Source organism: Lachnospira rogosae (ex Hitch et al. 2025) (assembly GCF_040096455.1).
GTDB lineage: Bacteria > Bacillota > Clostridia > Lachnospirales > Lachnospiraceae > Lachnospira > Lachnospira rogosae.
In genome coordinates this window covers 446,938-473,260 of sequence record NZ_JBBMER010000001.1, presented here as the reverse complement: position 1 = coordinate 473,260, position 26,323 = coordinate 446,938, and the positions used below count along the sequence as shown (strand labels likewise).

Below are 26,323 nucleotides of genomic sequence, written 5' to 3'. Positions count from 1 at the left end.
AGTGTTACAATTAAAAATCAATTGTTTGAGGAGTGATAGCTATGAGAATGTTTGATATAATATCCAAGAAAAAATATAATGAATCATTGTCAAAAGAAGAAATTGATTATGTTATTAATGAATATACCAATGGCACAATTCCGGATTATCAGATGTCGGCACTTCTTATGGCGATATATTTTAATGGAATGAATTATGAGGAAACAACCAATCTTACGCTTGCGATGGCACATAGCGGTGATATGATGGATTTGTCAGAGATAGGCGGCATTAATGTAGACAAACACAGCACAGGCGGTGTTGGTGATAAGACAACACTTATACTTGCACCAATGGTAGCTGCCTGTGGAGGCAAGGTTGCCAAGATGAGCGGACGTGGACTTGGCAATACTGGCGGAACAATTGATAAGCTAGAGAGTATTAAAGGCTTCAGGACTAAGTTAAGTGAAGAAGAATTTATTGATAATATTAAAGAGATAGGACTTGCACTTACAGGACAGACAGGCAATCTTGCTCCGGCAGATAAGAAGATATATGCTTTAAGGGACGTTACTGCCATTGTTGACAGCATACCGCTTATAGCAAGCAGTATAATGAGCAAAAAGATTGCCGCAGGTGCAGGGGCGATTGTGCTTGATGTTAAAGTCGGAAGCGGTGCATTTATGAAAAATATGCAGGATGCCGAGAAACTTGCAGAAGAGATGGTTAAGATAGGAAGTCTTGCTGGTAGAAACACAATAGCAGTAATATCAGATATGGATGAACCGCTGGGCCTTGCTGTAGGTAATGCACTGGAGGTTGCGGAAGCGGTAAAGACTTTAAAGAAAGAAGGTCCAGAAGACCTTATTAATCTCTGCCTTGAATTAGGCACACAGATGCTTATTGCTTCTAAAGTAGAAGAAAATGCAGACAAGGCACGAGGTATGTTACAGAATTCCATAGATGATGGAAGTGCATATAATAAATTCTTGGAATTCATTAAACGTCAGGGTGGGGATATAACTGTATTTGACGATTTAGATGAATTTACAGAATGTAATTATAAAATAGAGGTTAAAGCAGATAAAGAAGGCTATGTTCAAAGAATTGAGTCAGAACTTATAGGAGAAGCCTCGATGATATTAGGTGGCGGAAGAATGACAAAAGAAGATGTTATAGATTATTCTGTCGGCGTAAAGCTGTCAGCCAAGCGCGGAGATTATGTAAAATGTGGTGACTGCCTTGCCACAATCTATGCCGCCAATAAAGATAAAATATTAGAGGCAGAGGGCTTAATTATCAAAGCATTTGAAATATCAGAGGATATTGTAAAGACAAGTCCGCTTATTAAACGAATTATTAGTTGTAAAAATATATAAATAATGGTATTATATTATATAAAATGAGCTGGATGATATTATTGTAAGTTATCCATAATCATATTTGAACAAGAAAAGGAGACATAAAAATGGAAGTAAGACCAGGAGCAAATCCTGCTGATGTCAAGAACTATGACACAGACAGATTAAGACATGACTTTTTAATTCAGAATTTATTTGTAGCTGATGAGATTAAGACAATCTACAGTCAGATTGACAGAATTATAGTAGGAGCTGCTACACCAGTTAATAAGGAACTTGTTCTTGAAGCAGGTGCTGAACTTAGAGCTAAGTATTTCCTTGAAAGAAGAGAGATGGGTATCATTAACATTGGTGGTAACGGAACAGTTACAGTAGATGGCAAGGAATATAACTTCAAATATAAAGACGGTATGTACATAGGTATGGGTGCTAAGGATATCTCGTTCAAGAGTGAAGACCCTAAGAACCCGGCTAAGTTCTATCTTAACAGTGCACCAGCACATAAGACATACCCAACAGTATTTATTGATCCAGCTAAGGACATTTTACCTGAGAATAAAAAGGAACTTGGATGTCTTGAGAGTGCTAACCATAGAACAATCAATAAGTATATCCTTCCAGGACAGGTTGAAAGCTGCCAGTTAGAGATGGGTATGACTTGCCTTGAACCAGGAAGCGTATGGAACACAATGCCATGTCATACACATGACAGAAGAATGGAAGTATATCTTTACTTTGAAGTTCCGGAAGATGCTGTTGTATTCCACTATATGGGTGAGCCAACAGAGACAAGACACATTGTTATGAGAAATGAAGAAGCTGTTATATCACCAAGTTGGTCAATTCACTCAGCTTCAGCTACTCACGCTTATACATTCATCTGGGGTATGGTTGGTGAGAACCAGGACTTCGATGATATGGATGATGTAGATATGAAGGATCTTAGATAATCAGAATGTCTTTATGATTGCTTAACAAGATTATTTTATTGTTATTGATTGATATATAAAGAGTAGCTGTATTATTATAGGTTACATACACATTATGCTGTTTAATATTATTAATGGCATAATCCATTATGATGGATGATTCTCATAGAGGTATGGAGTATATTGTGATATTCCATATGCTCTGGAGTTCATTGATATAATATTAAGAGAAAAGGAGATTTTAAAATGTCAGTAAATTTTTCACTTGAAGGAAAAGTTGCTTTAGTTACAGGTGCTTCTTATGGTATCGGTTTTGCTATCGCTAGCGGAATGGCTAAGGCAGGTGCTACAATCGTATTTAACGATATTAAGCAGGAATTAGTAGATAAGGGATTAGCAGCTTACAAGGAAGCTGGTATCGATGCTCACGGTTATGTATGTGACGTAACTAATGAAGAGCAGGTTAACGCTATGGTTGCTCAGATTGCTAAGGATGTAGCTCCTATCGATATCCTTGTTAACAATGCTGGTATCATTAAGAGAATTCCAATGTGCGATATGACAGCTGCTGAATTCAGACAGGTTATCGACGTTGACCTTAATGCACCATTTATCGTATCTAAGGCAGTTATTCCATCAATGATCGAAAGAGGTCACGGTAAGATTATTAACATCTGCTCTATGATGTCAGAGTTAGGCCGTGAAACAGTATCAGCTTATGCTGCTGCTAAGGGTGGTCTTAAGATGCTTACAAGAAATATTTGTTCTGAGTATGGTCAGTACAATATCCAGTGTAATGGTATTGGACCTGGTTACATCGAGACACCTCAGACAGCTCCATTAAGAGAAAGACAGGCTGATGGTTCTAGACATCCATTCGATCAGTTCATCTGTGCTAAGACACCTGCTAACAGATGGTTAAAGCCAGAAGAATTAGCTGGTCCAGCTGTATTCCTTGCTTCAGAAGCTTCAGATGCCGTTAACGGACATATTCTTTATGTTGATGGTGGTATCCTTGCTTACATCGGAAAGCAGCCACAGTAATAAATAATATTACATATTACAAGCACGATGTGCGTGTATAGATAATGACAGAAGAGTCTGAAACAAGTTTGCTTGTTTCAGGCTCTTTTTGGTTTTAAACTTCAACAGGAATATACAGAAAGAATATTTCTTGAAATTCCTGAAATTCTTAAAATTCAACAAAAATTTGACTGTCAAAATGTTCTTTCATATGATACAATTACTATAAAAGTTTTACAAATATGAGAGGAGAACATTTTAATGAAACTTGAAGTAAGAGACTTGACAAAGTCTTTTGAAGGTAATCAGGTTCTACACGGCATTTCTTTTGAAGTTGAAAGTGGCAGTGCACTTGGACTTCTTGGAAGAAATGGAGCAGGTAAGACAACTACGATAAGAATTATTATGGATGTCTTTAAAGCAGATGAGGGTGAGGTATATCTTGACGATGAGCCGTTTAACCCTAAGAAGCATCTTATAGGGTATCTGCCAGAAGAGAGAGGGTTATATCCTAAGAAGACAGTGCTTGAACAGATAGTATATCTTACAAGACTTAGAGGACTTTCCAAGAAAGAGGCAGTCAATAATGCAAAGAAGTGGCTAAAGCGTCTTGAGATAGATGAGTATGCCAACAGAAAGTTAGAGACATTATCCAAGGGTAATCAGCAGAAAGTACAGCTTGCTTCAACACTTGCGTGTGAACCAGAGATAGTTATACTCGATGAGCCATTTAGTGGGCTTGATCCGGTGAATTCAAAGATACTTCAGGATGTTGTGACAGAAGTCATAAACGAAGGAAGAATAGTTATATTTTCAAGCCACCAGATGAGTTATGTAGAGGAGTTCTGTCGTGACATAGCGATAATAGATAAGGGAAATATAGCACTTGCAGGCAATCTTAAAGACATTAAGAGACAGTATGGCGAGAATCAGCTGGTTATATCAGATGTTAATATGGGGCTTGATGAGTTGTCACAGATTATAAAAGACAATGTGTCTGACATAATAACAGAGACTGGAAGAACAAGAGAGGAGATTATTGTAAGGAATATAAATGGCGTGTCAAGGGCGGATATTCTTAAAAGAATGATTGCGTGTGGTATAGAAATTGAGCATTTTGAAACTTATAAGCCATCTCTTAATGATATATTTGTATCTCTTGTAGGTGATGATATGGAAGACGACAAAGTGGTAGATTATAAGAATAATAGTAATGACGATAATAGTTATAATAGAGATATTGTTGATGAGTTACCGCAAGGCGAAAGCAGTGAACATAAAAAGTCTGTTGAGGGAGGTGTACGCTGATGAAAAAGTTAGGTGTAGTTCTTCAATATGAGCTTATGACTTATATTAAGAATAAGTCGTATGTAATCAGTACGGTTGTTATAGCTGTTATAGCTGCTGCTATTATGTTTGTGCCAAGATTTATAGATATAAGTGCCATCACAGGAATTACTAATAGTACAGAACAGAATTCTGGTGATTCTGACAGCGATAAAGATAATGTTGATGGTAAGAGTGATTCTGATAAAGATAATAAAGCAGACAATAATAAAGATGTAATTCTTATATATGATGAGTCTGGAACATTTTCAGATATTCAGATAATTCAGGCAGCTTTTGATGATATGAAGGTTGAAAAAGTGTCATCAGAAAGTGAATTAAAGGATAAAGTGTCAGATGAAGAAGTCAAGGCAGGCTTTGTGGTTCACAGTCTTACAGATTATGAGTATATTGTATACAATAAGAGTATGACTGACAGCATTGATATGCAGTTTAATCAGGTACTTACAGCACTTAACCAGATGGTGTACTGCAGTATCCATAATCTTGATTATGAGCAGATAATAACGGCATTTAATCCAGAGATTAACAGTCAGACAGTTGTTCTTGGCAAGGATATGGGAAATAATTATTTTTATTGTTATGCACTCATTATCATTATATTTATGATAATAATATTCTATGGTGTTATGGTTGCGACATCAGTTACTCAGGAGAAGTCCAACAGGACTATAGAGGTGCTTGTAACAAGTGCTGATACTAAGATTTTATTTTTTGGAAAGGTGCTTGCTGGTACAATAGCTTCGTTATGTCAGGCTGGAATACTTATGCTTGCGATTGTCGGTGCATATAAGTTTAATCAGAGTGCGTGGGGCGGAATGTTAGATATGTTACTTGATATTCCTGCAAATGTACTTGTTACCTATGCGTTATTCGGACTTGGCGGTGTGCTTTTCTATACATTTATATATGGAGCATTTGGTGCACTTGTTTCTAAGACAGAGGATATTAATAAGAGTGCCGGAAGCATACAGATGGTTATTATGATTGTATACTTTATTACTCTTTTTCAGCTTATGAATATAGATGGTATTGCTATGAAGGTATTGTCATATCTGCCAATCAGTTCATACAGTGCGATGTTTGCCCGTGTTGCAATGGGAAATGTAGCTGTTTGGGAAGTTGTTGTTTCATTTATAATACTTGTAGCAAGCATTATAGGTGTTGGTATGATAGGTTCATCAATATACAGAATGGGAACGCTTAGATATGGCAATCCAATTAAGATAACTACAGCAATAAAGAGCCTTCGCAAGCAGAAGAATAAATAATCTGATTATTTTATACAAGAAATAATTAATACCTCCAGATATTCATGTCATATCTGGAGGTATTATTATACATAAAACAATATGTGAGATAATCAGGGCTGCATACAGGTATTGATATAATGGCTTAACATATTGTAAATATAACTATAACTTTATAGTTTCTCCACCTGGTATCTCAACGACACGGACATTATTAACAGCAACCCAGACAGAACAGGCACTTGGGTTATAGATATATTCATTATCAGCGAATATCTGAAGCCTGTCAAAGGCTTCGTTGTAATCTACGATTTCGATATTAGTAGCATACCATATATCATCACGGTGACCAATCATTTCACAGAATTCTTCCATAACTTCCCAATTGTTATTACGTTCAAATTCAAAGCTGTGTCCCCATACATACATCATATATAGGTACTGCTTTTTAGTAAGCTTCATAAAACGCTTGCCAAACTCAACAAGATTATGATTGTGGTGGCAGGTTGGTATCCAGTTCATATAATCTGTTGGCATAGAAAAGCCATTTTCATCACCAAGAAGAATAGGACCTTCACAATCGTTGGCATATTCGAGTGCTGATTTGACAACAGCGTACTGGTCAGTGGCTGGTCGTATATATTTAATGCCAAGGTCAGCAGCAATAGAAGTAATAAGCTTGTTGCCGGCTCCATTAGGAAGAGCCATTCCTCTTACGGGTTTATGTATTATTTTCTCAATATTAGTCTTATCTTCAAGAATTTCCCTTGCTATCTCATAGCTACCACATCTGTTCATAGTAGGGTGTGTGCATGTATGAAGGGCTATTTCATGATTGTCATATAAATCATTCCATTCGCTTGCAGGCAGTCTGATTGGCATATCTGTTAACCCTGAATTGACATTGAAGGTAGCACGTATGCCGTTCTTGTTAAATATATCAACTAGTCTTTTATCTTCAAGCTTGCCGTCATCGTAGCTTAATGTTAATACCTTGAATTTACCTCCTGGAAAGCATTTGTATATTCTGTTCATAATAATCCTCCATTCTTGTATATATTAACATAATGTATACAATCTCATATTTTATAATTATACTATATTAACATTAGTGTGTCATTATTTTGTTAATCAAATACACAAAAAATACAATAATAAATTATAATTTCTTGACTTTTTGTGTTATTTTACTAATAAATGAAACTTTTTTTATGTTTTCATTACAATATATATTGTATCTTTGAATTTCCTTATCATTAATGTTAACACATACATTTCCAATAATACACTCGTTATTAACCGGTGCAGTAATGCTTGATGGAATGTTGTACACGACTTCTACATTATCATTATCGCTTATGCAGGCAGACAGTTTTTTATCAAATAGTATATCAATGGAACTTTTAGAGCCATTTTTAATCTTTATATTAAAGACTTTAGGGCAGATAAGTATGTCCTGCTTTGTATAGCTGGCTCTGGCGTAGTCAAGAAGATGTTTTGCGTCAGACCATTTATAAGTCTTGTTGTCAGGCCAGCCACAGGCAAGCAGGGCAACAATAAATGTCCTGTCGTTATCCTTATAGGCACACACATAGCAGTAGCCGGCATCGCCAGTAAAGCCCGTCTTGCCGGATATAATGTTATCATACATATTAAGAAAAGCATTGGCATTGCTTACAGAATATTTTCTGCCGGAAAGACTTGTAAAACTGTAATCGTGAGTCTGTGTTATAGAAAGGAAATGTTCGTTTTTAATGCAGTAGGACATAACAACTGCTAATTCATAGGCTGTTGTCGAGTGAATGCCTGCATCATCAGAAGCATCAAGACCATTAGGCGTTATATAATGCGTGCTATTACAGCCAAGACTGGTGGCTTTTCTATTCATTAAATTAGTAAATACCAGCACAAGTGCTTTGCTTTGTTCTTTGGATATATTCTCAATAAAATGTGAGTTATAAGAGTAGTCATTTATAAAAGAAATGTCAAAGGTAAGTTCGTTGCGTTCTTTATCGGTTAAAGAACAGATATAATAGTAGGCGGTATTTTCTGCAATTATAACGGCGGTATCATTATGGGAACGAAGCATAAGGGAATAGTACAGGTCTTTTATTGAAAACTGTTCGCCTTTTACAGCATTAAGTTGTACATCTGGCATAGAAGCCGCATATGCAGAAGTGGTGGCAATATAATCATCAGGACATATCTCAAGGGCGGTTATTAATGTCATAATCTTGGTGGTGCTTGCCATAGGTGCTTTGGTGTCAGCATTTTTACCATATAGAAGCCTGTTAGTATCGGCATCTATTACTGCTGCAAATCTGGCGTGTATTTCATTATCTTTCAGAGATGAGTCGTTTTCTTTAGCATTTACCCTATTAAATGGAGTTAAGACGATTGAAATAATCAGACATATTAAAATTATGAATTTTAATGGCTGTATAAGCTTTTGAAAAAAATAAGCAACTGCTGATAGCATAAAGAAGAAACCTGGTTATTATAATTAATAAATTATACACTTTTATTTTGCTATTATACCTAAAATGAGTTATTATATATTTACGACATAAATAATCATATTAATTTACAGAGGTGCGTATGAGCTACATAGAATTTGATGATGTAAAGAAGATTTATAAAATGGGTGATGTAAAGATAAAGGCACTTAATGGTGCAAGCTTTACGATAGATAAGGGAGAGTTTGCAGTTATAGCAGGTGCGAGTGGTGCAGGTAAGAGTACAATACTTAATCTTATGGGCGGTATGGATACAGCTACGACAGGAAAGATTATCGTAGATAAAGAGAATGTGTCAAAGTTCACAGCTAAGAGGCTTACAACATACAGAAGATATGATATAGGCTTTGTATTCCAGTTCTATAATCTTGTACAAAATCTTACTGTAAGGGAAAATGTTGAGCTTGCAACACAGATATGTAAGAATCCGCTTGATGTTGATGAGGTTATAGAAGCAGTGGGACTTAAGGAAAGAAGTTATAACTTTCCGGCACAGTTATCAGGTGGTGAACAGCAGAGAGTTGCAATAGCAAGAGCGTTGGCCAAAAATCCAAAGCTTCTGTTATGCGATGAACCTACGGGAGCACTTGATTATAATACAGGCAAGCAGATATTAAAGCTGTTGCAGGATACATGCCGTGAAAGAGGTGTTACAGTTGTAGTTATAACACATAATCTTGCACTGACAGCTATGGGCGATAAGGTTATCAAAGTGAAAAATGGAGTAGTTGACAGTGTGACTGTCAATGAAAATCCGCTTCCAATAGAGCAGATAGAATGGTAGTTAATATGGAAAGGCGGAATTAACATAATGGGAAAGTCGGTATTTAAAGATTTAATAAGAGAGATAAAAGGTTCGCTTGGAAGATTTATTTCAATAATGGCAATCACAGCCATAGGAGCTGCATTTTTTGCCGGAGTCACAGCATCTTCGGGCGATATGAAGCGTTCGTCAGATAACTATTATGATGAATATAATATGAATGATATAAGAATAATATCATCTATAGGGCTTACAGATGATGATTTGCAGGTAATTGCAAAAGCGCAGGGAGTAAAGGCAGTATATGGTGCCAACAGCAAAGATGTGCTCATCAATTATGATGATAAAGAGTCAGTTGCGCATGTTTTAAGTATTCCTCTTAATGCAGATGATAATGATGACAGCTATATTAACAGACTTCGCATTAAAGAGGGAAGACTGCCACAGAATGATAAAGAATGTGTTGTGAAGTACGAGTCTACAAGGGAAGCTGTCAAAGTGGGCGATGTATTAAAATTTAAGTCTGGAACTTCTGATGATATTAACGATACATTTAAGGATACTGAATATACAGTTGTTGGAGTAGTATATTCGCCTTGCTTCGTTTCTTATGATTTAGGTTCGTCTGATATTGGTAACGGCAATATCAGCTATTGTGTATATGTTGGAGATGATGAATTTAAGAATGATTATTATACTGAGGCTTACGCTGTAGTAGACGGAGCAAAAGAGCTTGATACATATTCTGATGAATATGATAAAAAAGTTGAAAATGTACAGAACAGAATTAAGAATATAGCAGCAGGACAGCTTGATAACAGGAAGAAGGATATAAAAGAAGAATTTGCCAAAGCCAAGGAAGATAAGAAACAGGAACTGCTTGATACAATAAGACAGAAGGTAACAGAGTCTATTACGAAGCAGTATCAGGAATATTATCCGGGATATGATGTGTCTTCAATGATAGCACCTTATATTGAACCAGCGTATATTAAAGCAGTTCAAGAGTTTGACTTTGATGCGGTATATGCAAAGTATGATGAGCAGATGAATGAAACTTTGAATAACTCTGACGACTGGGAATGGTATGTGCTTACAAGACAGTCGCAATATTCGTATAGGGATTATGAGTCGAGTGCTGACAGAATGAAAGCTATAGCTACAGTATTCCCATTGTTCTTTATAATTGTTGCAGGTCTTGTGTGTCTTACAACAATGACAAGAATGGTAGAAGAACAGAGAAGTTTAATCGGAACATACAAGGCTTTAGGTTATGGAAAAGGTACTATAGTATTCAAGTTCGTTGCCTATGCTTTTATAGCTTCCTTTGCTGGAAGTGTAATAGGCTGTATTGTTGGTTTAAAGCTGTTTCCGTATATAATATATAATTCGTGGAACATAATATACCAGATGCCGCATATAACTTATGCAAGCCATACATTATTATCTGTGGCAGTTATTATCTGTCTTGTAGCGGTAACATTTCTTGCGGCATTCTATTCGTGTTACAATGATCTTTCAGAAGTGCCGGCTATACTTATGAGACCTAAAGCTCCTAAGAGTGGAAGAAAGATATTGTTAGAGCATACATTTATATGGAAGCATCTTTCATTTACAAGGAAGGTTACTATGCGTAATATATTCCTGTATAAGAAAAGATTTTTTATGACAGTAATCGGAATCGCAGGATGTACAGCGTTGACAACGGCAGGTTTTGGAATTAAGGACAGTATACAGTGTGTTATTGATAACCAGTATGAACAGATACTGCATTATGATAATGTAATTACATTTAAGAGTGATGTTGAAAGTGAAGAAATTAACAATATAATATCATCTATAAAGAAAGATGAATATTATAAAGAATACACTACAGATTATGGATATACTGCTGATGTGAAAGCATTAGGTGGTGGTGACAGTTATTCAACTGAGATAACTGTTGTTGATAATACAGATAAGTATAGTGATTTTGTTACATTCAGGACAAGAAAGAAGCATAACCAGTTAGAACTTAATGATGATGGTGTTATTATATCTGAAAAGCTTGCAAAGGATCTGAATGTTTCTGTTGGTGATAATATTACTATATGTGATATTAATGATAGGCAGGCAGCAGTTAAGGTGACTGGAATTATGGAAATATATATTAATAATTATATTTTTATGACATCAGGTTATTTCAATGATACATTTGGCTATACACCAGATAATAACAGAGTGTTAGGTATACTTGATGATGACAGTGATAATGTTCAGGCTGTTATCGGAGAACGATATTTGTCTAATTCAGCAGTTAAGTCGCTTACATTCTTAAAGGTTAATATGTCAAGATTTGAGAATATGATACAGTCCCTGGATCTTGTTACATGGGTGCTTATAATATCTGCAGGTATGCTGGCGTTTGTTGTATTGTATAATCTTACTAATGTTAATATATCTGAGCGAATAAGGGAGATTGCGACAATAAAAGTTCTTGGCTTTTATGATAATGAAGTTGGAGAGTATATATACAGGGAGAATATCATACTTACACTTATAGGCGGTCTTGCAGGACTTTTATTAGGAAGAGCACTTCATACATACATAATGACAACAATAGAATTAGACGGAGTAATGTTTGGAACAAGAATTAATTTAAGTTCATTCCTGTTATCATATGGAATTACATTAATTTTTTCATTGATTATTAATGCAATTATGTATCCGTCACTTAAGAAAATTCCAATGGTGGAATCTTTAAAGTCAATAGAATAATTCGTGATTGCTGATAAAGGATTTAATTGAGAATTTAATTAATGATTTGATGAATAATTTAGTGCAGGAATTAAAGAATAGATAAGCTGACAAGCCTGAACAAATAATGGTAATATTAATAAGAGCCTCCACATATATTGTGAAAAACGATATATGTGGAGGTTATTTTTGTATGGGGGATATTGGACAAATTATAAAAATTCTGCCGCCAGCTCTGGCTGACAAGCTTAGACTGCATACGTTGTCATTTGGCAGGCTCAACGAGCTAAGATTAAGAGTTGGCAGAAATGTAACTTTAATATATGACAATAAAGAGATAATGTATGATATTAAGGTTACCAAGGACTGCATAATGAAAATGCTGGAATTAGCTTCCAATTACTCTATCTATGCGTATGAGCAAAGTTTCAAACAGGGGTTTATTACAATAGAGGGAGGGCATAGGATTGGGATATCAGGACATGCGATTATAGAGAATAATGTCATTAAGAATTTTAATTACATAACCTTTCTTTGTATAAGGGTGGCACATGAGGTTATAGGGTGTAGTAATAAGGTTGTTGATTTCGTATATGGAGGAGGTATTGACCATACGCTTATTATTTCACCGCCGGGTTGTGGCAAGACAACGCTTTTAAGGGATCTTGTAAGAAATATATCTGATAATGACAGGCTTCATATTAATGTAAGTCTTATAGATGAAAGACAGGAGATAGCAGGTTGCTATATGGGAATCCCGCAGAATAATATAGGCAGACGTACAGATGTATATGATGGCTGTCCAAAAGATGCAGGAATGATGATGGCAATCAGGGCTATGTCGCCGGGAATAATAGCTGTAGATGAGATAGGTGGGCAGAATGATGTGCAGGCAATTAAATACTGCATAGCCTGTGGCTGTACGATTATTGCTACAATTCACGGTTATTCGCTTGAAAATGTAATGAACAAGCCTTTTATGGGTGAGCTTATAAGTTCTGATTATTTTAACAAGATAATAATATTGTCAGGAAGAATGGGAAAGGGGACGGTGGAGCAATGTTTAAATTATCGGGAGCAGCACTCATAATAACTGCATGTACATATTATGGCTTTTATTTAAGCAGTAACCTATATATGAGAACACGGATTATACAATCGCTAATAACAGCCCTTCATTATATTAAGGCACAGATAGGTTATGCTTCAAGCACGCTCCCTGACATATTCAGGGATTTATCTGTTAATTCTGATAACTGCTATGTTCAGGAAATGTTCAGTTATGCAGCGAAGACATTAAGTGATGAGGGCATTGTTACATATGAAGCTGTGTGGGAGGTAGCTGTAAATGTACTTAACAGGAGAAAAATATTAAAAAAAGACGAACTTAATGTAATGTATGAATTGTCGCATTTTAATTCGTATATTGATAAAAATATGCAGGTTCAAAATCTGGAATTATCAATTGAAAGGCTCAAAAGAATAAATGAAAATGTGGCAATGGATATTGCACCGAGAATGAAAATCTGCAGGATTGGTGGAATAACAGCAGGAGTGTTTATAGCAATAATGCTGATATGAACACAGCATAATAAAGAATGGGGATGTGTATGGAAATTAATTTGATATTTAAAATAGCTGCCGTTGGAATAATAATCTCTATACTTAATCAGATATTAAAGCATAGTGGAAGAGATGACCAGGCTTTCTTAACAGGGCTTGCGGGACTTCTGCTTGTGCTTTATTGGATACTTCCATACATATTAGAACTGTTTACAACTATGCAGAAATTGTTTGATATGTAAAAGGAGTAACAATTGCTGAAAATATCTATGCTTGCATTATGCACGGTTATAACATCACTGCTTATAAAAAAACAGTCACCGGTAACAGCTTCTGTTATAGGACTTTCGTTATGCCTTATTATTTCAATTAATATAATAAATAACATATCAGCCATAACAGGACAGCTTGGAGTAATGATTTCTTTAACAGGAATTGGTGATGTGTATATAAAGATAATAATGAAGATTATAGGAATAACCTTTATAACGCAGCTTATATCTGATGTGTGTAGGGATAATGGGTTTAACGCGGCGGCATCACAGCTTGAGATTATGTGTAAGATTGCTGTTGCAACAATAAGTATTCCAATTGTACTGTCGCTTATGGAGATGATTAATAAATGTATAAAATAAGATATATATTAATGCACAATAACTGCCCACAATATATGTTGTCATTATTAAGAAGCATATTTACTGGGCTGAAATATATATTTATGAAACTTAATTATATACTACCGCTATTAAAAAGCGTATTACTAATGTCAGTAATATTAATGCTTGTATACAATAATGCCAATGTGATTAAAGCGGAAACTAACGGACAGGAAACTGTCACGGATACATCTGGCTGGTCTGATTATGATTATAAGGATATTGATAAGATATTAAAAGAAAGCAGTTACAATTCGGTTACCTTTGAGGATATAGTAGACAGCATATATTTGGGTAATTCAACGAGGGATTCGGGTAAGAAGATTGTACAGTATATAACAGAGGTTATAAGCAGTAACCGTAATGATTGTATGAAGATACTTATTTTATGTATATTATCTGCATTTATAAATGTATTTGGCCCATTTTTTAATAAACAGCAGCTTACCGAAAGCACATTAAGTGTTATAGCAATATCTCTTATAACGGTATTGTTTGTTGTGTTCATACAGGCTTCAGATACAGCCAGCAGCACTCTTACATCGATTATTAATCTTTATAAAGCAATCAGTATGGTGTTCCTGCCGGCAATAAGTGCTTCTGGTGCAATAATGAGTAAAGCTGTGTATTACCAGATAATAATTGCTATGATTGCAGTCAGCAATATATTTTTTAAAAATATATTATTAAAAACAAATAAAATATATCTCATAATTTCGTTATGTGACTGCATAGACAAAGAAGCACATATGGATAAGGCGTGTAACCTTATTAAAAAAGGAGTGAAATGGTGCTGCTATACGATACTTACAGTGTTTATTGGACTTAATGCAATTAAGAGCATATTAACACCTGTTCAGGACACGGTTAATTCTAAAGGTATATTTATGGGGATAAGCCTTATACCTGGTATAGGTGACACAGCACAGGTGTTATCCAATACGATACTTTCATCTTCTGCATTAATAAAAAATGCAATCGGTGTGTCGGGAATTATTGCTATTGTTATGTGTATGTTCTTTCCGTTGCTGCGGATTGGTCTTCTTGCGGTTATATATCAGGGGATTGCTGCAGGACTACAGCCAATAAGTGATAAGAGAATGGTAAGGGCAGTCAGTTCGCTTGGGCAGGCACTTGGAATGATTGTATATATTATGATGATTACACTTGTCCTGTTTATATTAACAATAGCAATTATATGTGTTGCAACTAACTGTGTATCAGTATGAAAGGAGACACAATGAAGCTGTATTCGTGGCTTAGGGCATTGCTCATATTTATGGTTATGTCGGCTGTATTAATGAATGTTATTCCACCCAGGTATGAGGGCAGCTATAAGGTGGTAATGAGGCTTATATTCCTTATGATTTTATTAAAGCCTGTACTTCTGCTTTTATTTAATGAGGAATATATAACTGACAGGGTAAATACATTGTATAATGATTATAGTAAAAACATTGCAGGCTATTCAAGTTCGTATACTGGTGATAGCAGCCTTCAATCAGACTATTACAGCTATGTGAGCAATGCAGTAAAACAGACAGTTATAAGCAGGGTGTTAAATATAGCAGAGGAGTGTGGAGTTGAAGTTAATAATGTAAAGGTTGAATTAAACGATAAGAGCATATTGAATAAATCAGACACCGATTATTCATCTGTAATTACAGGGATTGATATATCAGTAAAAAACAAAAAAAGTGTTTCAAGTTTGGAAAGCACACAGAATGCTAAAACGGCTTTGAATAAATCGGACATAGAGCAATTCGCTAAAATGGTAGCGGATAATTTTAGTATAGATGAAATACTTATCAATATACATTAAGCCAGGTACAGAGAATATTTCGTATTCCGATGTTCAGGACGGAAAGGAGAATTATTATATTTAATTATGAAAATATATTGAATAAATTAGGCAAAGATAAAATATTAATAGTAATACTAGCAGGCATACTGCTTATGGTTATATCAATTCCTGTAAAAGACAGACAGACTGTATCAGAAAACACAACATCTAATCAGGAAAGCGGTGAGGCCACACAGAAAATGTATGAGGAATATGTAGAGAAAAGATTAGAAGATACCTTATCTGATGTTGAGGGGGCAGGAAAGGTTAAAGTTATGGTCAGTCTTAAGAATTCGTCTGAAAAGATACTTGCCAAGGATACAGATTATTTTGATGAAGAAGTTAATGGGAATAATGATGAGAATTCCAATAGTATGCAAAAAACAGAGACACACATTTTTTATGATACAGCTAATGGTAATACGCCATATGTAGTAATGGAGAATATGCCTGTTATTGAAGGTGTGATAATAGTATGCGAGGGTGGTGATAATAAAGAGCTTGTAAGTGAGATTACGAATGCTGTATATGGGCTTTTAAATGTTCCTGTACATAAAATCAAAGTAATGAAAATGTCTTAAATATGGAGGTTTTTTGTGAAAAGAGTTAAGAAAAATCAGGTTATTATTACAGCACTTGCTATTATGATAGCTGTTGCGGGATATATTAATTATGCAGGAAACATTTCAGATATAATATCTGTCAGCAGTAAGAGCGGCAGTAAAGTTGTCAATACATCAACAGATGATACAATATTTACTGAGGAAGAACCAGATGATGAGAGTCTTGAAGAACCAGGAAGCGTTATACTTACATCAGGACAGGGCGTGTCTTCAAGTGTAATCTCTGAAGCTAAGCTTAACAGAGAACAGATACGTGCCAAGAATACAGAAAATCTTACTAATATAGTCAATGATACAGCAATCGATAAGGCTTCAAAGACAGAGGCGATAAATGAACTTGCCAAAATTGCAGAATATTCAGAAAAAGAGGCAGCTATTGAGTTGTTATTAGAGGCAAAGGGATTTAATGATGTGGTGGCTTCAGTGGCAGAAGACAGCGTTGATATTGTAATTAACCAGCAGACATTAGAAAACAGCCAGAAAGCTCAGATTGAAGATATAGCAAAGAGAAAGACAGGGGTTACATCGGATAAAATTACCATTAATGTTATTAAGTAACTTATCATTGCATTTATTTATATTTTTTATTATAATAGATTAAAGATTACGTTAATAACAGTCAGGAGGGCATTATGACAAAAGAGTTTGAAGATAGAGGTAATACTTATACAATTCACGAAAGCAAGGATATTGGCGAAGTAAGAGTTGCAGATGAGGTTGTTGCTATTATTGCAGGTCTTGCTGCTACAGAGGTGGAAGGCGTTGAGAGTATGGCTGGCAACATCACTAATGAACTTGTAAGCAAGCTTGGAATGAAGAATTTATCTAAGGGTGTTAAGGTTCACGTTGGTGAGAATGATGTGACAGTTAATCTTGCGCTTAATATTAAATATGGCTGTGAGATACCTAAGGTATCAGCCGCAGTACAGGACAGAGTTAAGACAGCAATCGAGACAATGACAGGTCTTGAAGTATCAGAAGTTAACATTAAGATTGCTGGCGTTAATATTGACAACTAAGTACAGTAAGCTTTTGGGACTGTCCTTAATGGGCAGTCCTGTTTGAGTAATTAATTGATGAGAGGATTCCTATGACAAGATCAGAAATGAGAGAACACGTTTTTAAGCTTATATTCCGTGTTCCTTTCCACGATAAGAATGAATTAAGAGAACAGATTGACTACTATTTTGATGATTTGACAGATGTCAATGAGAAAGATTACGAATATATTAAGAATAAGGCACTTCTTGTATGTGAATTAAGCGATGAGCTTGACGAGAAGATTAATTCGGTATCAGAAGGCTGGCCGGTTGACCGTATTGGTAAGGCAGAGCTTGCTATTATGCGGCTTGCAGTCTATGAGATGCTTTATGATGATGATATTCCTGTTAATGTAGCTATTAATGAGGCTGTAGAGTTAGCTAAAAGTTATGGCTCTGATGATAATGCAGCATCATTTGTCAATGGTGTTCTTGCAAAGCTTGTATAATAACCTTTTGCTGAATTAAAGAGCATAATAAAGAGATTAAGAAAGAGGAACGATGGCTGGAGTATATACTGTAACACAGATTAATTCCTATATTAAGAATATGTTTAGACAGGATTTTGTACTTAATCGTATTCAGATAAAAGGGGAAATATCTAATTGCAAGTATCATACATCCGGTCATATTTATTTTACTTTAAAAGATTCGGGTGGAACGATTGCAGTTGTTATGTTTGCCTCTTATGCATCAAAGCTTGATATAAAGCTTGAAAATGGAATGTCTGTTGTAGTAGATGGCAGAATTGATATATATGAACGTGATGGCAGGTATCAGTTGTATGCCGTTAATATTACCGAAAGTGGTATGGGGGATTTATATAAGAAGTTTGAACAATTAAAACAGCAGTATGATGATATGGGATATTTTGATTCATCATATAAGCGTCCGATACCACGTTTTGCAAGAAAGATAGGAATTGTAACAGCTTCAACAGGGGCTGCTATACACGATATAATGAATATATCACACAGGCGCAATCCGTATGTAAGTCTGTATCTGTATCCTGCATTAGTTCAGGGCGAATATGCCAAGTACAGTATTGCCAAGGGAATAGCTGTGCTTGATAAGTTCGGGGTGGATTGCATTATTGTTGGGCGTGGAGGAGGTTCACTTGAAGACTTGTGGGCATTTAATGAACCAGAGGTTATAGAGGCAGTATTTAGCTGTAATACACCGGTTATATCAGCGGTTGGGCACGAAACAGATTTTACAATCACAGACTTTGTGGCAGATTTAAGAGTTCCAACACCATCTGCCGCTGCAGAGTGTGCAGTATTTGATATGGTACAGGTTGATGATTATATGCAGGCATACAAGAGACGTTTAAGAAATGCTCTGGATAATGTATTTGCCAGATATAAGAACAGGGCAGAGAAGGACAAGCTTTCTTTGCAGATATACAATCCTATTAACCAGATATATGAAAGAAGACAACGTCTTATTCATATAGAGGATATATTAAATAACCAGATGACACAAGCAGTGGAACGCTACAGGCAGAAGCTGTCATTAGCTGCGTACAGACTTGATAATGTAAGTCCTTTAAAGAAGTTTGACAAGGGCTACAGCTATGTAGAGAATAATAAACAGAGGGTACAGTCGGTTAACGATGTATCAGTAGATGATTTGTTAACACTTTATTTAAAAGATGGCACTGTGACAGCTAAGGTCACAAATATTGATAATGTTTAATGAGGTATAATTAATGGCAAAGGCTTCTAATCTTGAAGATACATTTAATAAGCTTGAGGCAGTTCTTAATGAAATGGAACAGGGCGAGCTTACATTAGATGAGTCTTTTAAAAAATATAAAGAATGTATGGAATTACTCAATAAATGTAATACTATGCTTGATAAGGTTGAAAAACAGATTGTTATAATTGATGATAATGGGGTGGTGGATAATAATGAATAATTTCAAAGAACAGTTAAGCAAAGAGACCTCCTGTATAGATAATATAATAGAAAAGTACCTGCCAGAAGCTAAGGGACACGCAGAATATATTAAATCTGCGATGGATTACAGCGTTGAAGCTGGCGGCAAGAGAATAAGACCAATGATTATGCTTGAAACTTACAAGTTGTGTAATGGTACTAACGAGGAAGAATTGTATCCATTTATGGCGGCTCTTGAGATGATACACACTTATTCTTTGGTGCATGATGATCTTCCTGCTATGGATAATGATGACTATAGAAGAGGAAAGCTTACAACACATAAGAAATTTGGTGAAGATTTTGGAATATTAGCGGGTGACGGACTTTTGAATCTTGCGTATGAAACAATGCTTTCAGCTATACATAAAGCAGCAAAGACAGGTGATGCACAGGCTGTATTAAGATATTCTGCTGCCGCAGATGTGATAGCTAATAAGGCTGGTGTTGATGGTATGGTCGGAGGACAATCGCTTGATGTAATGCTTACAGATAAGCCGATGAATGAAGAACAGCTTGATTACATTTTCAGATTAAAGACGGGTGCTCTTATAGAAGCAGCATTTATGGCTGGTGGAATTATTGCAGGTTGTGATGAAAATGTCACTAAGCTTCTTGAGGAAACAGGTTATAATATAGGCTTCGCATTTCAGATTAAGGACGATATTCTTGATGTTACAAGCACACAGGAAGTACTTGGAAAGCCTGTGTTAAGTGATGAGAGAAATAATAAAACAACATATGTTACACTTTATGGAATGGAAAAAGCAGAAAAAGATACTGCTGATATGTCCGTAAAAGCATTGGAAACACTCAAAACTATTGGACATAACGAGTATCTGGAGGATTTAATCACAATGCTTATACATAGGGATAGGTAATCGTGTGAAAGAGGTTAATTATGATACTTGAGAAAATCAATAAACCTAACGATATTAAGAAATTATCACCAATAGAATACAACCAGCTTGCTGATGAGATACGCCAGTTTCTTATTGATAAGATAAGTGTCACAGGCGGACATCTGGCTTCTAATCTTGGCGTTGTGGAGCTTACTATGGCACTTCATATTGTATTTAATCTTCCAAAGGACAAGCTTATATGGGACGTAGGACATCAGTCATATACGCATAAGATACTTACAGGAAGGAAAAATCAATTTGACGAATTAAGAAAATTCGGCGGTATGAGCGGCTTTCCTAAGAGAAATGAAAGTGATTACGATGCTTTTGATACAGGTCACAGCTCGACATCAATATCAGCAGGACTTGGAATTGCTATGGCAAGAGATGTACAGCACGAAGATTACAGTGTAGTTTCTGTTATAGGTGATGGTGCACTTACAGGTGGTATGGCATATGAAGCTTTAAATAATGCTTCAGGTATTAAGGGTAATTTTGTGATTATACTTAATGATAATACAATGTCAATTTCTAAAAATGTCGGCGGCGTATCCAATATGCTTAGTGAAATACGTTCGTCAGACTCTTACTATGATTTAAAAGAGAATATAGGCAATGTATTATATAAGCTTCCTAAAGGGGACAAGGTTGTAAAGCTTATCCAGAAGACAAAGTCGAATCTAAAGCAGGTGATTCTTCACGATTCGATGTTTGAAAGTATGGGTATATATTACCTTGGACCAGTTGACGGACACGATATGGATAAGCTTATCAAGATACTTACAGTTGCAAAAAGAATAAATGGACCTGTGCTTGTCCACGTTGTTACGCAGAAAGGACGTGGTTACAAGCCGGCAGAGCGCAATCCAAGCAAGTTTCATGGTATTGGACCATTTGATGTGGCGACAGGTATGGAGATTAATAAATCTGACCGGCCAACATATTCGCAGGTGTTCTCTAATTCTATATGTGAAATAGCCAAGAAAGACAGGTCTGTATGTGCTATTACAGCGGCTATGCCAGACGGAGTTGGGCTTGCTAAGTTCTCAAAGTGGTTTCCGGATAGATTTTTTGATGTCGGAATTGCTGAGGCTCACGCTGTAACATTTGCGGCAGGATTGTCAGCAGGCGGATTAAAACCGGTGTTTGCGGTATATTCTTCATTTTTACAGAGAGCTTATGACCAGATATTACATGATGTGTGTATACAACAGCTTCACGTTGTGTTTGCAATAGACAGGGCAGGACTTGTTGGAAGTGATGGAGAGACACATCAGGGGATATTTGATATATCATTCCTGTCATCAATACCTAATATGACTATTATGGCACCAAAGAATGATTATGAATTAAAGTCATCACTTGAGTTCGCTCTGGAAGAATTTAATGGGCCGATAGCTATAAGATATCCAAGAGGCGAGGCAGTTGTCAGATTTCGCGAATTTAATGCACCGGTTGAATACGGCAAGGCTGAGCTTATGTATGAAGAAAGTGATATAGCAATTCTTGCACTTGGAAGTATGGTTGATACAGCATTTAATGTAAGGGAAAGACTTAAAGAGCAGGGCTATAACGTGACACTTGTAAATGCACGTTTTGTAAAGCCTATAGACAGTGCAATGCTTGATAAAATAAGCACAACACATAAGCTTATAGTAACACTTGAAGAGAATGTATCATCGGGCGGATTTGGGCGTGCAGTCTGTCAATATATCAATGATAAAGAACTTCATAACTATGTGCTTGACATATCACTTCCTGATGATTATATAGAACACGGAAGTGTTGATATATTACGGCGTGAGACAGGAATAGATGAAGATACAATTGTTAAACGTATAACAGCAGTTTATAATAATATTGGAGATAATAATAATGAGCAGTAAAGAAAGATTAGATGTTCTGTTAGTGAACAGGGGGCTTGCTGATTCCAGGGAAAAGGCAAAGGCTATAATTATGTCTGGAAATGTATATGTTGACGGACAGAAGGAAGATAAAGCTGGGTCATCATTTAATGAGACTGTTAATATTGAGGTAAGAGGCAATACACTTAAGTATGTAAGCCGTGGCGGGTTAAAGCTTGAAAAAGCTATGGAGAATTTTGATGTAACGATTGAAGGAAAAATATGTATGGATGTTGGTTCATCAACAGGTGGTTTTACAGATTGTATGCTTCAGAATGGTGCTGTTAAAGTATATTCTGTTGATGTAGGACACGGACAGCTTGCTTGGAAGCTTCGTAATGATGAGCGTGTTGTATGTATGGAAAAGACTAATATACGATATGTAACACCGGAAGATATTGCGGATAAGATAGATTTTTCAAGCATTGACGTATCATTTATATCGCTTACAAAGGTGCTGCTTCCAGTGAAAAATCTTCTTACAGATGACGGGCAGATAGTATGTCTTATAAAGCCACAGTTTGAAGCTGGAAGAGAAAAGGTTGGTAAACACGGTGTTGTAAGGGATAAGGCGGTACACATCGAAGTTATAGAAATGGTTATTAATTATGCAATTTCAATTGGATTTGAGATACTTAACCTTGAATTCTCGCCAGTTAAGGGTCCGGAAGGAAATATCGAATATCTTCTTCATTTACAGAAACATATAGAAGGAACCTATGATGATATTCCTTTCACAATACAAAATATAGTAGACAAAGCCCACGAAACATTGTAATATATTCATATAGATATTAATATTAATTTAAAGTATAGAGGCGTTAATGAAATCTTTTTACATAGTCACGAATACAACTAAAGATCCAGACCTTGTATATACAAACAGTATTCTGGATTATCTTAACAAGAACAATGTAAGCTGTATATATAATCCTGACTCGGCAGATGTAGAACATACTGATTATTGTTATACGAATGCTGATATTGTGCCAGATGATACAGAATGCATAATTGTTCTTGGTGGGGATGGTACGCTTATACAGGCGGCAAGAGACCTTAATTCTAAGAATATACCTCTTCTTGGTGTTAACATAGGAACGCTGGGGTATCTTACTGATACAGATATGAACACAGTGTATGATACCCTTGAAAGCCTTATTAATGACTGTTATGAGATAGATACAAGGATGATGCTTGATGGAAAGATATACCGTGATGACGAGCTTATATATGAAGATGTAGCACTTAATGATGTAGTTCTTAGCAGAAGGGGAATATTAAGGGTTATAGATTTTGATATATATGTCAATGGAGAATATCTTAATTCGTTCGCAGCAGACGGAGTTATAGTATCTACGCCGACAGGTTCTACAGCTTATTCTTTATCGGCAGGCGGACCAATTGTCCAGCCGAATGCACATCTTATAATGATTACACCAATATGTGCACATACACTTACTCAGAGAAGCATAATATTTGAACAGAATGATGAGATTGTAATACAGATGAATGATAATAAGAAATTATCAGAAGAAAGAGTAGCTACATATGATGGAGAAAGCTATTGTAATGTCATAACAGGGGACAGAGTTGTTATTACCCGTTCTGATAAGACAGCACGGCTTATAAAGACAAGCAGAATTTCTTTCCTTGAAAGGATAAGGAATAAAATGTAGCCGGAATAGGAGAAGAAAAGTGAAATCAGACAGACATAAAAAAATATTAGAACTTATAGCTGATAATAATATAGGAACTCAGGAAGAGCTTGCTGATGCACTTAATAAAGCAGGATATAATGTAACTCAGGCGACTGTTTCAAGGGATATAAGAGCACTTAATCTTACCAAGGTCACAATTGACGGGGTTAATCAGAAGTATACAACTCTTTCACATAGCAGTCCTGTACCTAATGACAAATATATAAGAGTGCTAAAGGAAGGCTATCTTTCTATGGATATGGCACAGAATATTCTTGTTATAAGGACTGTTCCGGGTATGGCAATGGCGGTGTGTGCGGCACTGGATGCACTTAAGCTTGATGAGATAGTTGGTTCTATTGCAGGTGATGACACTATTATGTGTGCTGTAAGGACTGTTAAGGATACTGTAAATGTTTCTAATAAACTTAAGAAACTTATAAAGGCATAGTATTATAAAGATATAGTATCAGAGGAGGAATATGTTATCTAATTTACATGTTAAGAATCTTGCACTTATAGAAGAAGAAAATATTGATTTTGAAGAGGGGCTTAATATTCTGTCAGGAGAGACAGGTGCAGGTAAGTCTATTATATTGGGTTCTATTAATGCGGCACTAGGTGCCAAGACATCGCCTGATTTTATAAGAACAGGTGCAGAATATGGACTTTCAGAACTGCTTTTTAATATTGAAGATGATAATGTAATTGAACGCATAAAAGAGCTTGGAGTTATAGATATTGAGAATGGTGAACTGCTTATTTCAAGAAAGATAACACCAACACGTTCGCAGATAAAGGTTAATGGACAGAATTTTACAGCGGCACAGACACAGAAGCTTGCACGCTATCTTATAGATGTTCATGGACAGCACGATAACCAGATACTTATGGATGATGCTAATCATCTGACGGTTGTAGATACATTCTGTGCTGATGAAATAGCTGAATTAAGAGAGGCTATGGAAGATGCATATAAAGATATGGTTAAAGCAAAGAAAGCGTTAGAACTTATTGATAAGGATAAAGATGAACTTCAAAAAGAGATAGCATTTCTTGAGTATGAAGCTAATGAGATACAGACGGCCGATATACAGCCAGATGAAGATGAGGAGCTTGAAGCAAGATATCATAAGCTTAATAATTACCAGAAGATTACTAATGAGCTTTCGTATGCAGATATGCTTTTGAATTCAGGTAATGATAATATAAGTGATATGATAGGAACTGCATTAAAGTCACTTATAACAGCAAGTGAATATGATGATGTATTGAAAGAGTGCTGTGATACTTTGTCTGATGCTGAAGGACTTATTCGTGATGCCGGACACAGTATCAGTTCATATATAGAGAACTCTGAATATGATCCAAGAGAGTTTAGCGAACTACAGGAAAGACTTGATCTTATTAATAATCTTAAGAACAAATATGGAAGTTCAATAGAGGCTATTAATGATACCTTAAAGGCTGTTAATGCGAAGCTTGCAGATTATTACAATTTTGATGAGCTTATAAGCAGAAGGAAAAAAGAGTATGAAGAAGCATGCTGTAAGGCGTGGGATATAGCCCAAAAGCTAAGTTCCATAAGACAGCAGGCAGCAGTAAAGCTTGCAGAGCAATTCATAGCTTCTTTAAAGAATCTTAACTTTTTAGATGTAAAGTTCAGAATAGATTTTGCGAAAGAACCATCTTTATCTTCAAAGGGCTGTGATAATGTAAGATTTATGATATCAACGAACCCTGGTGAGAATTTAAAGCCATTATCAAAGATTGCTTCGGGTGGTGAACTTTCAAGAATTATGCTTGCCATAAAGACAGTTATGTCAGAAGATGCAGATAAGACACTTATATTTGATGAGATTGATGCAGGTATAAGTGGTAAGACGGCTTCAAAGGTATCTAATCAGCTTGCAAGGCTTTCGTTATCGCATCAGATAATATGTATAACACATCTGCCACAGATTGCGGCTATGGCAGATGCCCATTACATAATAGAAAAGAGTGTACACGATAATAAGACCTACAGTAATATCCAGAGGGTCGCAGGAGATGATAGTCTTAATGAAATTGCCAGAATGTTATCCGGTGAGACACTTACAGACTCTGTGCTTGAGAATGCCAAAGAATTAAAGATTATGGCTGATAAAGTGAAATCAGAGTTGTGATTTTTAGATATAGTTATTATAATAATTATATCTGGAACAGTAAAAGCACTCTGAAAAATTAACGGCTGGTATGTATATACCAGCT

General features: G+C 35.8%; 27 protein-coding genes. 25 read left to right on the top strand and 2 right to left on the bottom strand.

Annotated features, from left to right (window positions below):
- Positions 1-41 precede the first annotated feature (41 nt).
- From WMO14_RS02180 to WMO14_RS02160, 5 genes are all read left to right on the top strand, one after another.
- Positions 42-1,358, top strand: coding sequence for a pyrimidine-nucleoside phosphorylase (locus WMO14_RS02180; RefSeq protein ID WP_055306637.1), 1,317 nt, complete (start codon positions 42-44; stop codon positions 1,356-1,358).
- 89 nt (positions 1,359-1,447) lie between these two features.
- The gene (gene kduI, locus WMO14_RS02175) at positions 1,448-2,290 is read left to right on the top strand and encodes a 5-dehydro-4-deoxy-D-glucuronate isomerase (protein ID WP_022205276.1); all 843 of its coding nucleotides are present in this window, start codon (positions 1,448-1,450) and stop codon (positions 2,288-2,290) included.
- A 225-nt stretch (positions 2,291-2,515) separates the two neighbouring features.
- The gene (locus WMO14_RS02170) at positions 2,516-3,313 is read left to right on the top strand and encodes a gluconate 5-dehydrogenase (RefSeq protein WP_055174880.1); all 798 of its coding nucleotides are present in this window, start codon (positions 2,516-2,518) and stop codon (positions 3,311-3,313) included.
- 240 nt (positions 3,314-3,553) lie between these two features.
- A complete protein-coding gene (locus WMO14_RS02165) occupies positions 3,554-4,600 on the top strand; it encodes an ABC transporter ATP-binding protein (RefSeq protein ID WP_349153193.1) in 1,047 nt (348 codons plus the stop codon).
- Positions 4,600-5,910, top strand: coding sequence for an ABC transporter permease (locus tag WMO14_RS02160; RefSeq protein WP_022503162.1), 1,311 nt, complete (start codon positions 4,600-4,602; stop codon positions 5,908-5,910). The genes WMO14_RS02165 and WMO14_RS02160 overlap by 1 nt, the downstream gene beginning before the upstream one ends.
- A gap of 144 nt (positions 5,911-6,054) precedes the next feature.
- Here WMO14_RS02160 and WMO14_RS02155 read toward each other — a convergent pair whose 3' ends face one another.
- Positions 6,055-6,924 carry a polysaccharide deacetylase family protein gene (locus WMO14_RS02155; RefSeq protein ID WP_055174874.1) on the bottom strand — a complete coding sequence of 290 codons (870 nt, stop codon included), beginning with the start codon at positions 6,922-6,924 and terminating at the stop codon, positions 6,055-6,057.
- Between the two features lie 124 nt (positions 6,925-7,048).
- Positions 7,049-8,368, bottom strand: coding sequence for a D-alanyl-D-alanine carboxypeptidase family protein (locus tag WMO14_RS02150; RefSeq protein ID WP_349153192.1), 1,320 nt, complete (start codon positions 8,366-8,368; stop codon positions 7,049-7,051).
- A gap of 119 nt (positions 8,369-8,487) precedes the next feature.
- On the opposite strand from WMO14_RS02150, the gene WMO14_RS02145 reads away from it, so the two are divergent.
- The 20 genes from WMO14_RS02145 (at position 8,488) to recN (ending at position 26,238) form a co-directional block, all read left to right on the top strand.
- Positions 8,488-9,189, top strand: coding sequence for an ABC transporter ATP-binding protein (locus WMO14_RS02145; RefSeq protein ID WP_349153191.1), 702 nt, complete (start codon positions 8,488-8,490; stop codon positions 9,187-9,189).
- 27 nt (positions 9,190-9,216) lie between these two features.
- The gene (locus WMO14_RS02140) at positions 9,217-11,925 is read left to right on the top strand and encodes an ABC transporter permease (RefSeq protein ID WP_349153190.1); all 2,709 of its coding nucleotides are present in this window, start codon (positions 9,217-9,219) and stop codon (positions 11,923-11,925) included.
- A 172-nt stretch (positions 11,926-12,097) separates the two neighbouring features.
- Positions 12,098-12,994 carry a stage III sporulation protein AA gene (spoIIIAA, locus tag WMO14_RS02135; protein ID WP_318255867.1) on the top strand — a complete coding sequence of 299 codons (897 nt, stop codon included), beginning with the start codon at positions 12,098-12,100 and terminating at the stop codon, positions 12,992-12,994.
- Positions 12,964-13,485, top strand: coding sequence for a stage III sporulation protein AB (locus WMO14_RS02130; protein WP_055306632.1), 522 nt, complete (start codon positions 12,964-12,966; stop codon positions 13,483-13,485). Before spoIIIAA ends, WMO14_RS02130 begins: the two co-directional genes overlap by 31 nt.
- 29 nt (positions 13,486-13,514) lie before the next feature.
- A complete protein-coding gene (gene spoIIIAC, locus WMO14_RS02125; protein WP_022503169.1) occupies positions 13,515-13,709 on the top strand; it encodes a stage III sporulation protein AC in 195 nt (64 codons plus the stop codon).
- A gap of 12 nt (positions 13,710-13,721) precedes the next feature.
- On the top strand, positions 13,722-14,102 hold the full coding sequence (locus WMO14_RS02120; protein WP_022503170.1) for a stage III sporulation AC/AD family protein: 381 nt from the start codon (positions 13,722-13,724) through the stop codon (positions 14,100-14,102).
- Positions 14,103-14,230: 128 nt separating this feature from the next.
- Positions 14,231-15,352: a stage III sporulation protein AE gene (locus WMO14_RS02115; RefSeq protein ID WP_349153189.1), complete on the top strand. Its 1,122-nt coding sequence runs from the start codon at positions 14,231-14,233 to the stop codon at positions 15,350-15,352.
- 11 nt (positions 15,353-15,363) lie between these two features.
- Positions 15,364-15,945, top strand: a complete 582-nt coding sequence (locus WMO14_RS02110; protein ID WP_349153188.1) for a stage III sporulation protein AF — start codon at positions 15,364-15,366, stop codon at positions 15,943-15,945.
- 134 nt (positions 15,946-16,079) lie between these two features.
- A complete protein-coding gene (locus WMO14_RS02105; RefSeq protein ID WP_349153187.1) occupies positions 16,080-16,547 on the top strand; it encodes a SpoIIIAG-related protein in 468 nt (155 codons plus the stop codon).
- Between the two features lie 15 nt (positions 16,548-16,562).
- A complete protein-coding gene (locus WMO14_RS02100) occupies positions 16,563-17,147 on the top strand; it encodes a SpoIIIAH-like family protein (protein WP_022503174.1) in 585 nt (194 codons plus the stop codon).
- A 74-nt stretch (positions 17,148-17,221) separates the two neighbouring features.
- Positions 17,222-17,608: an Asp23/Gls24 family envelope stress response protein gene (locus WMO14_RS02095; RefSeq protein ID WP_022503175.1), complete on the top strand. Its 387-nt coding sequence runs from the start codon at positions 17,222-17,224 to the stop codon at positions 17,606-17,608.
- A 71-nt stretch (positions 17,609-17,679) separates the two neighbouring features.
- Positions 17,680-18,078, top strand: a complete 399-nt coding sequence (gene nusB / locus WMO14_RS02090; protein WP_022503176.1) for a transcription antitermination factor NusB — start codon at positions 17,680-17,682, stop codon at positions 18,076-18,078.
- A gap of 52 nt (positions 18,079-18,130) precedes the next feature.
- Positions 18,131-19,327, top strand: a complete 1,197-nt coding sequence (gene xseA, locus WMO14_RS02085) for an exodeoxyribonuclease VII large subunit (RefSeq protein ID WP_349153186.1) — start codon at positions 18,131-18,133, stop codon at positions 19,325-19,327.
- Positions 19,328-19,340: 13 nt separating this feature from the next.
- Positions 19,341-19,550 (top strand): exodeoxyribonuclease VII small subunit, encoded by a 210-nt coding sequence (xseB, locus tag WMO14_RS02080; protein ID WP_349153185.1) that lies wholly within the window; start codon positions 19,341-19,343, stop codon positions 19,548-19,550.
- Complete coding sequence (locus tag WMO14_RS02075) at positions 19,543-20,451, top strand: polyprenyl synthetase family protein (RefSeq protein ID WP_022503179.1); 909 nt, start codon at positions 19,543-19,545, stop codon at positions 20,449-20,451. The genes xseB and WMO14_RS02075 overlap by 8 nt, the downstream gene beginning before the upstream one ends.
- 20 nt (positions 20,452-20,471) lie before the next feature.
- Positions 20,472-22,358: a 1-deoxy-D-xylulose-5-phosphate synthase gene (dxs, locus tag WMO14_RS02070; protein ID WP_055174851.1), complete on the top strand. Its 1,887-nt coding sequence runs from the start codon at positions 20,472-20,474 to the stop codon at positions 22,356-22,358.
- The gene (locus tag WMO14_RS02065; RefSeq protein ID WP_349153184.1) at positions 22,348-23,154 is read left to right on the top strand and encodes a TlyA family RNA methyltransferase; all 807 of its coding nucleotides are present in this window, start codon (positions 22,348-22,350) and stop codon (positions 23,152-23,154) included. The genes dxs and WMO14_RS02065 overlap by 11 nt, the downstream gene beginning before the upstream one ends.
- Positions 23,155-23,200: 46 nt before the next feature.
- On the top strand, positions 23,201-24,052 hold the full coding sequence (locus WMO14_RS02060; protein WP_349153183.1) for an NAD(+)/NADH kinase: 852 nt from the start codon (positions 23,201-23,203) through the stop codon (positions 24,050-24,052).
- Positions 24,053-24,071: 19 nt separating this feature from the next.
- Positions 24,072-24,524 (top strand): arginine repressor, encoded by a 453-nt coding sequence (gene argR / locus WMO14_RS02055; protein WP_022503183.1) that lies wholly within the window; start codon positions 24,072-24,074, stop codon positions 24,522-24,524.
- A gap of 31 nt (positions 24,525-24,555) precedes the next feature.
- A complete protein-coding gene (recN, locus tag WMO14_RS02050) occupies positions 24,556-26,238 on the top strand; it encodes a DNA repair protein RecN (RefSeq protein ID WP_349153182.1) in 1,683 nt (560 codons plus the stop codon).
- The last annotated feature ends 85 nt before the right edge of the window (positions 26,239-26,323 follow it).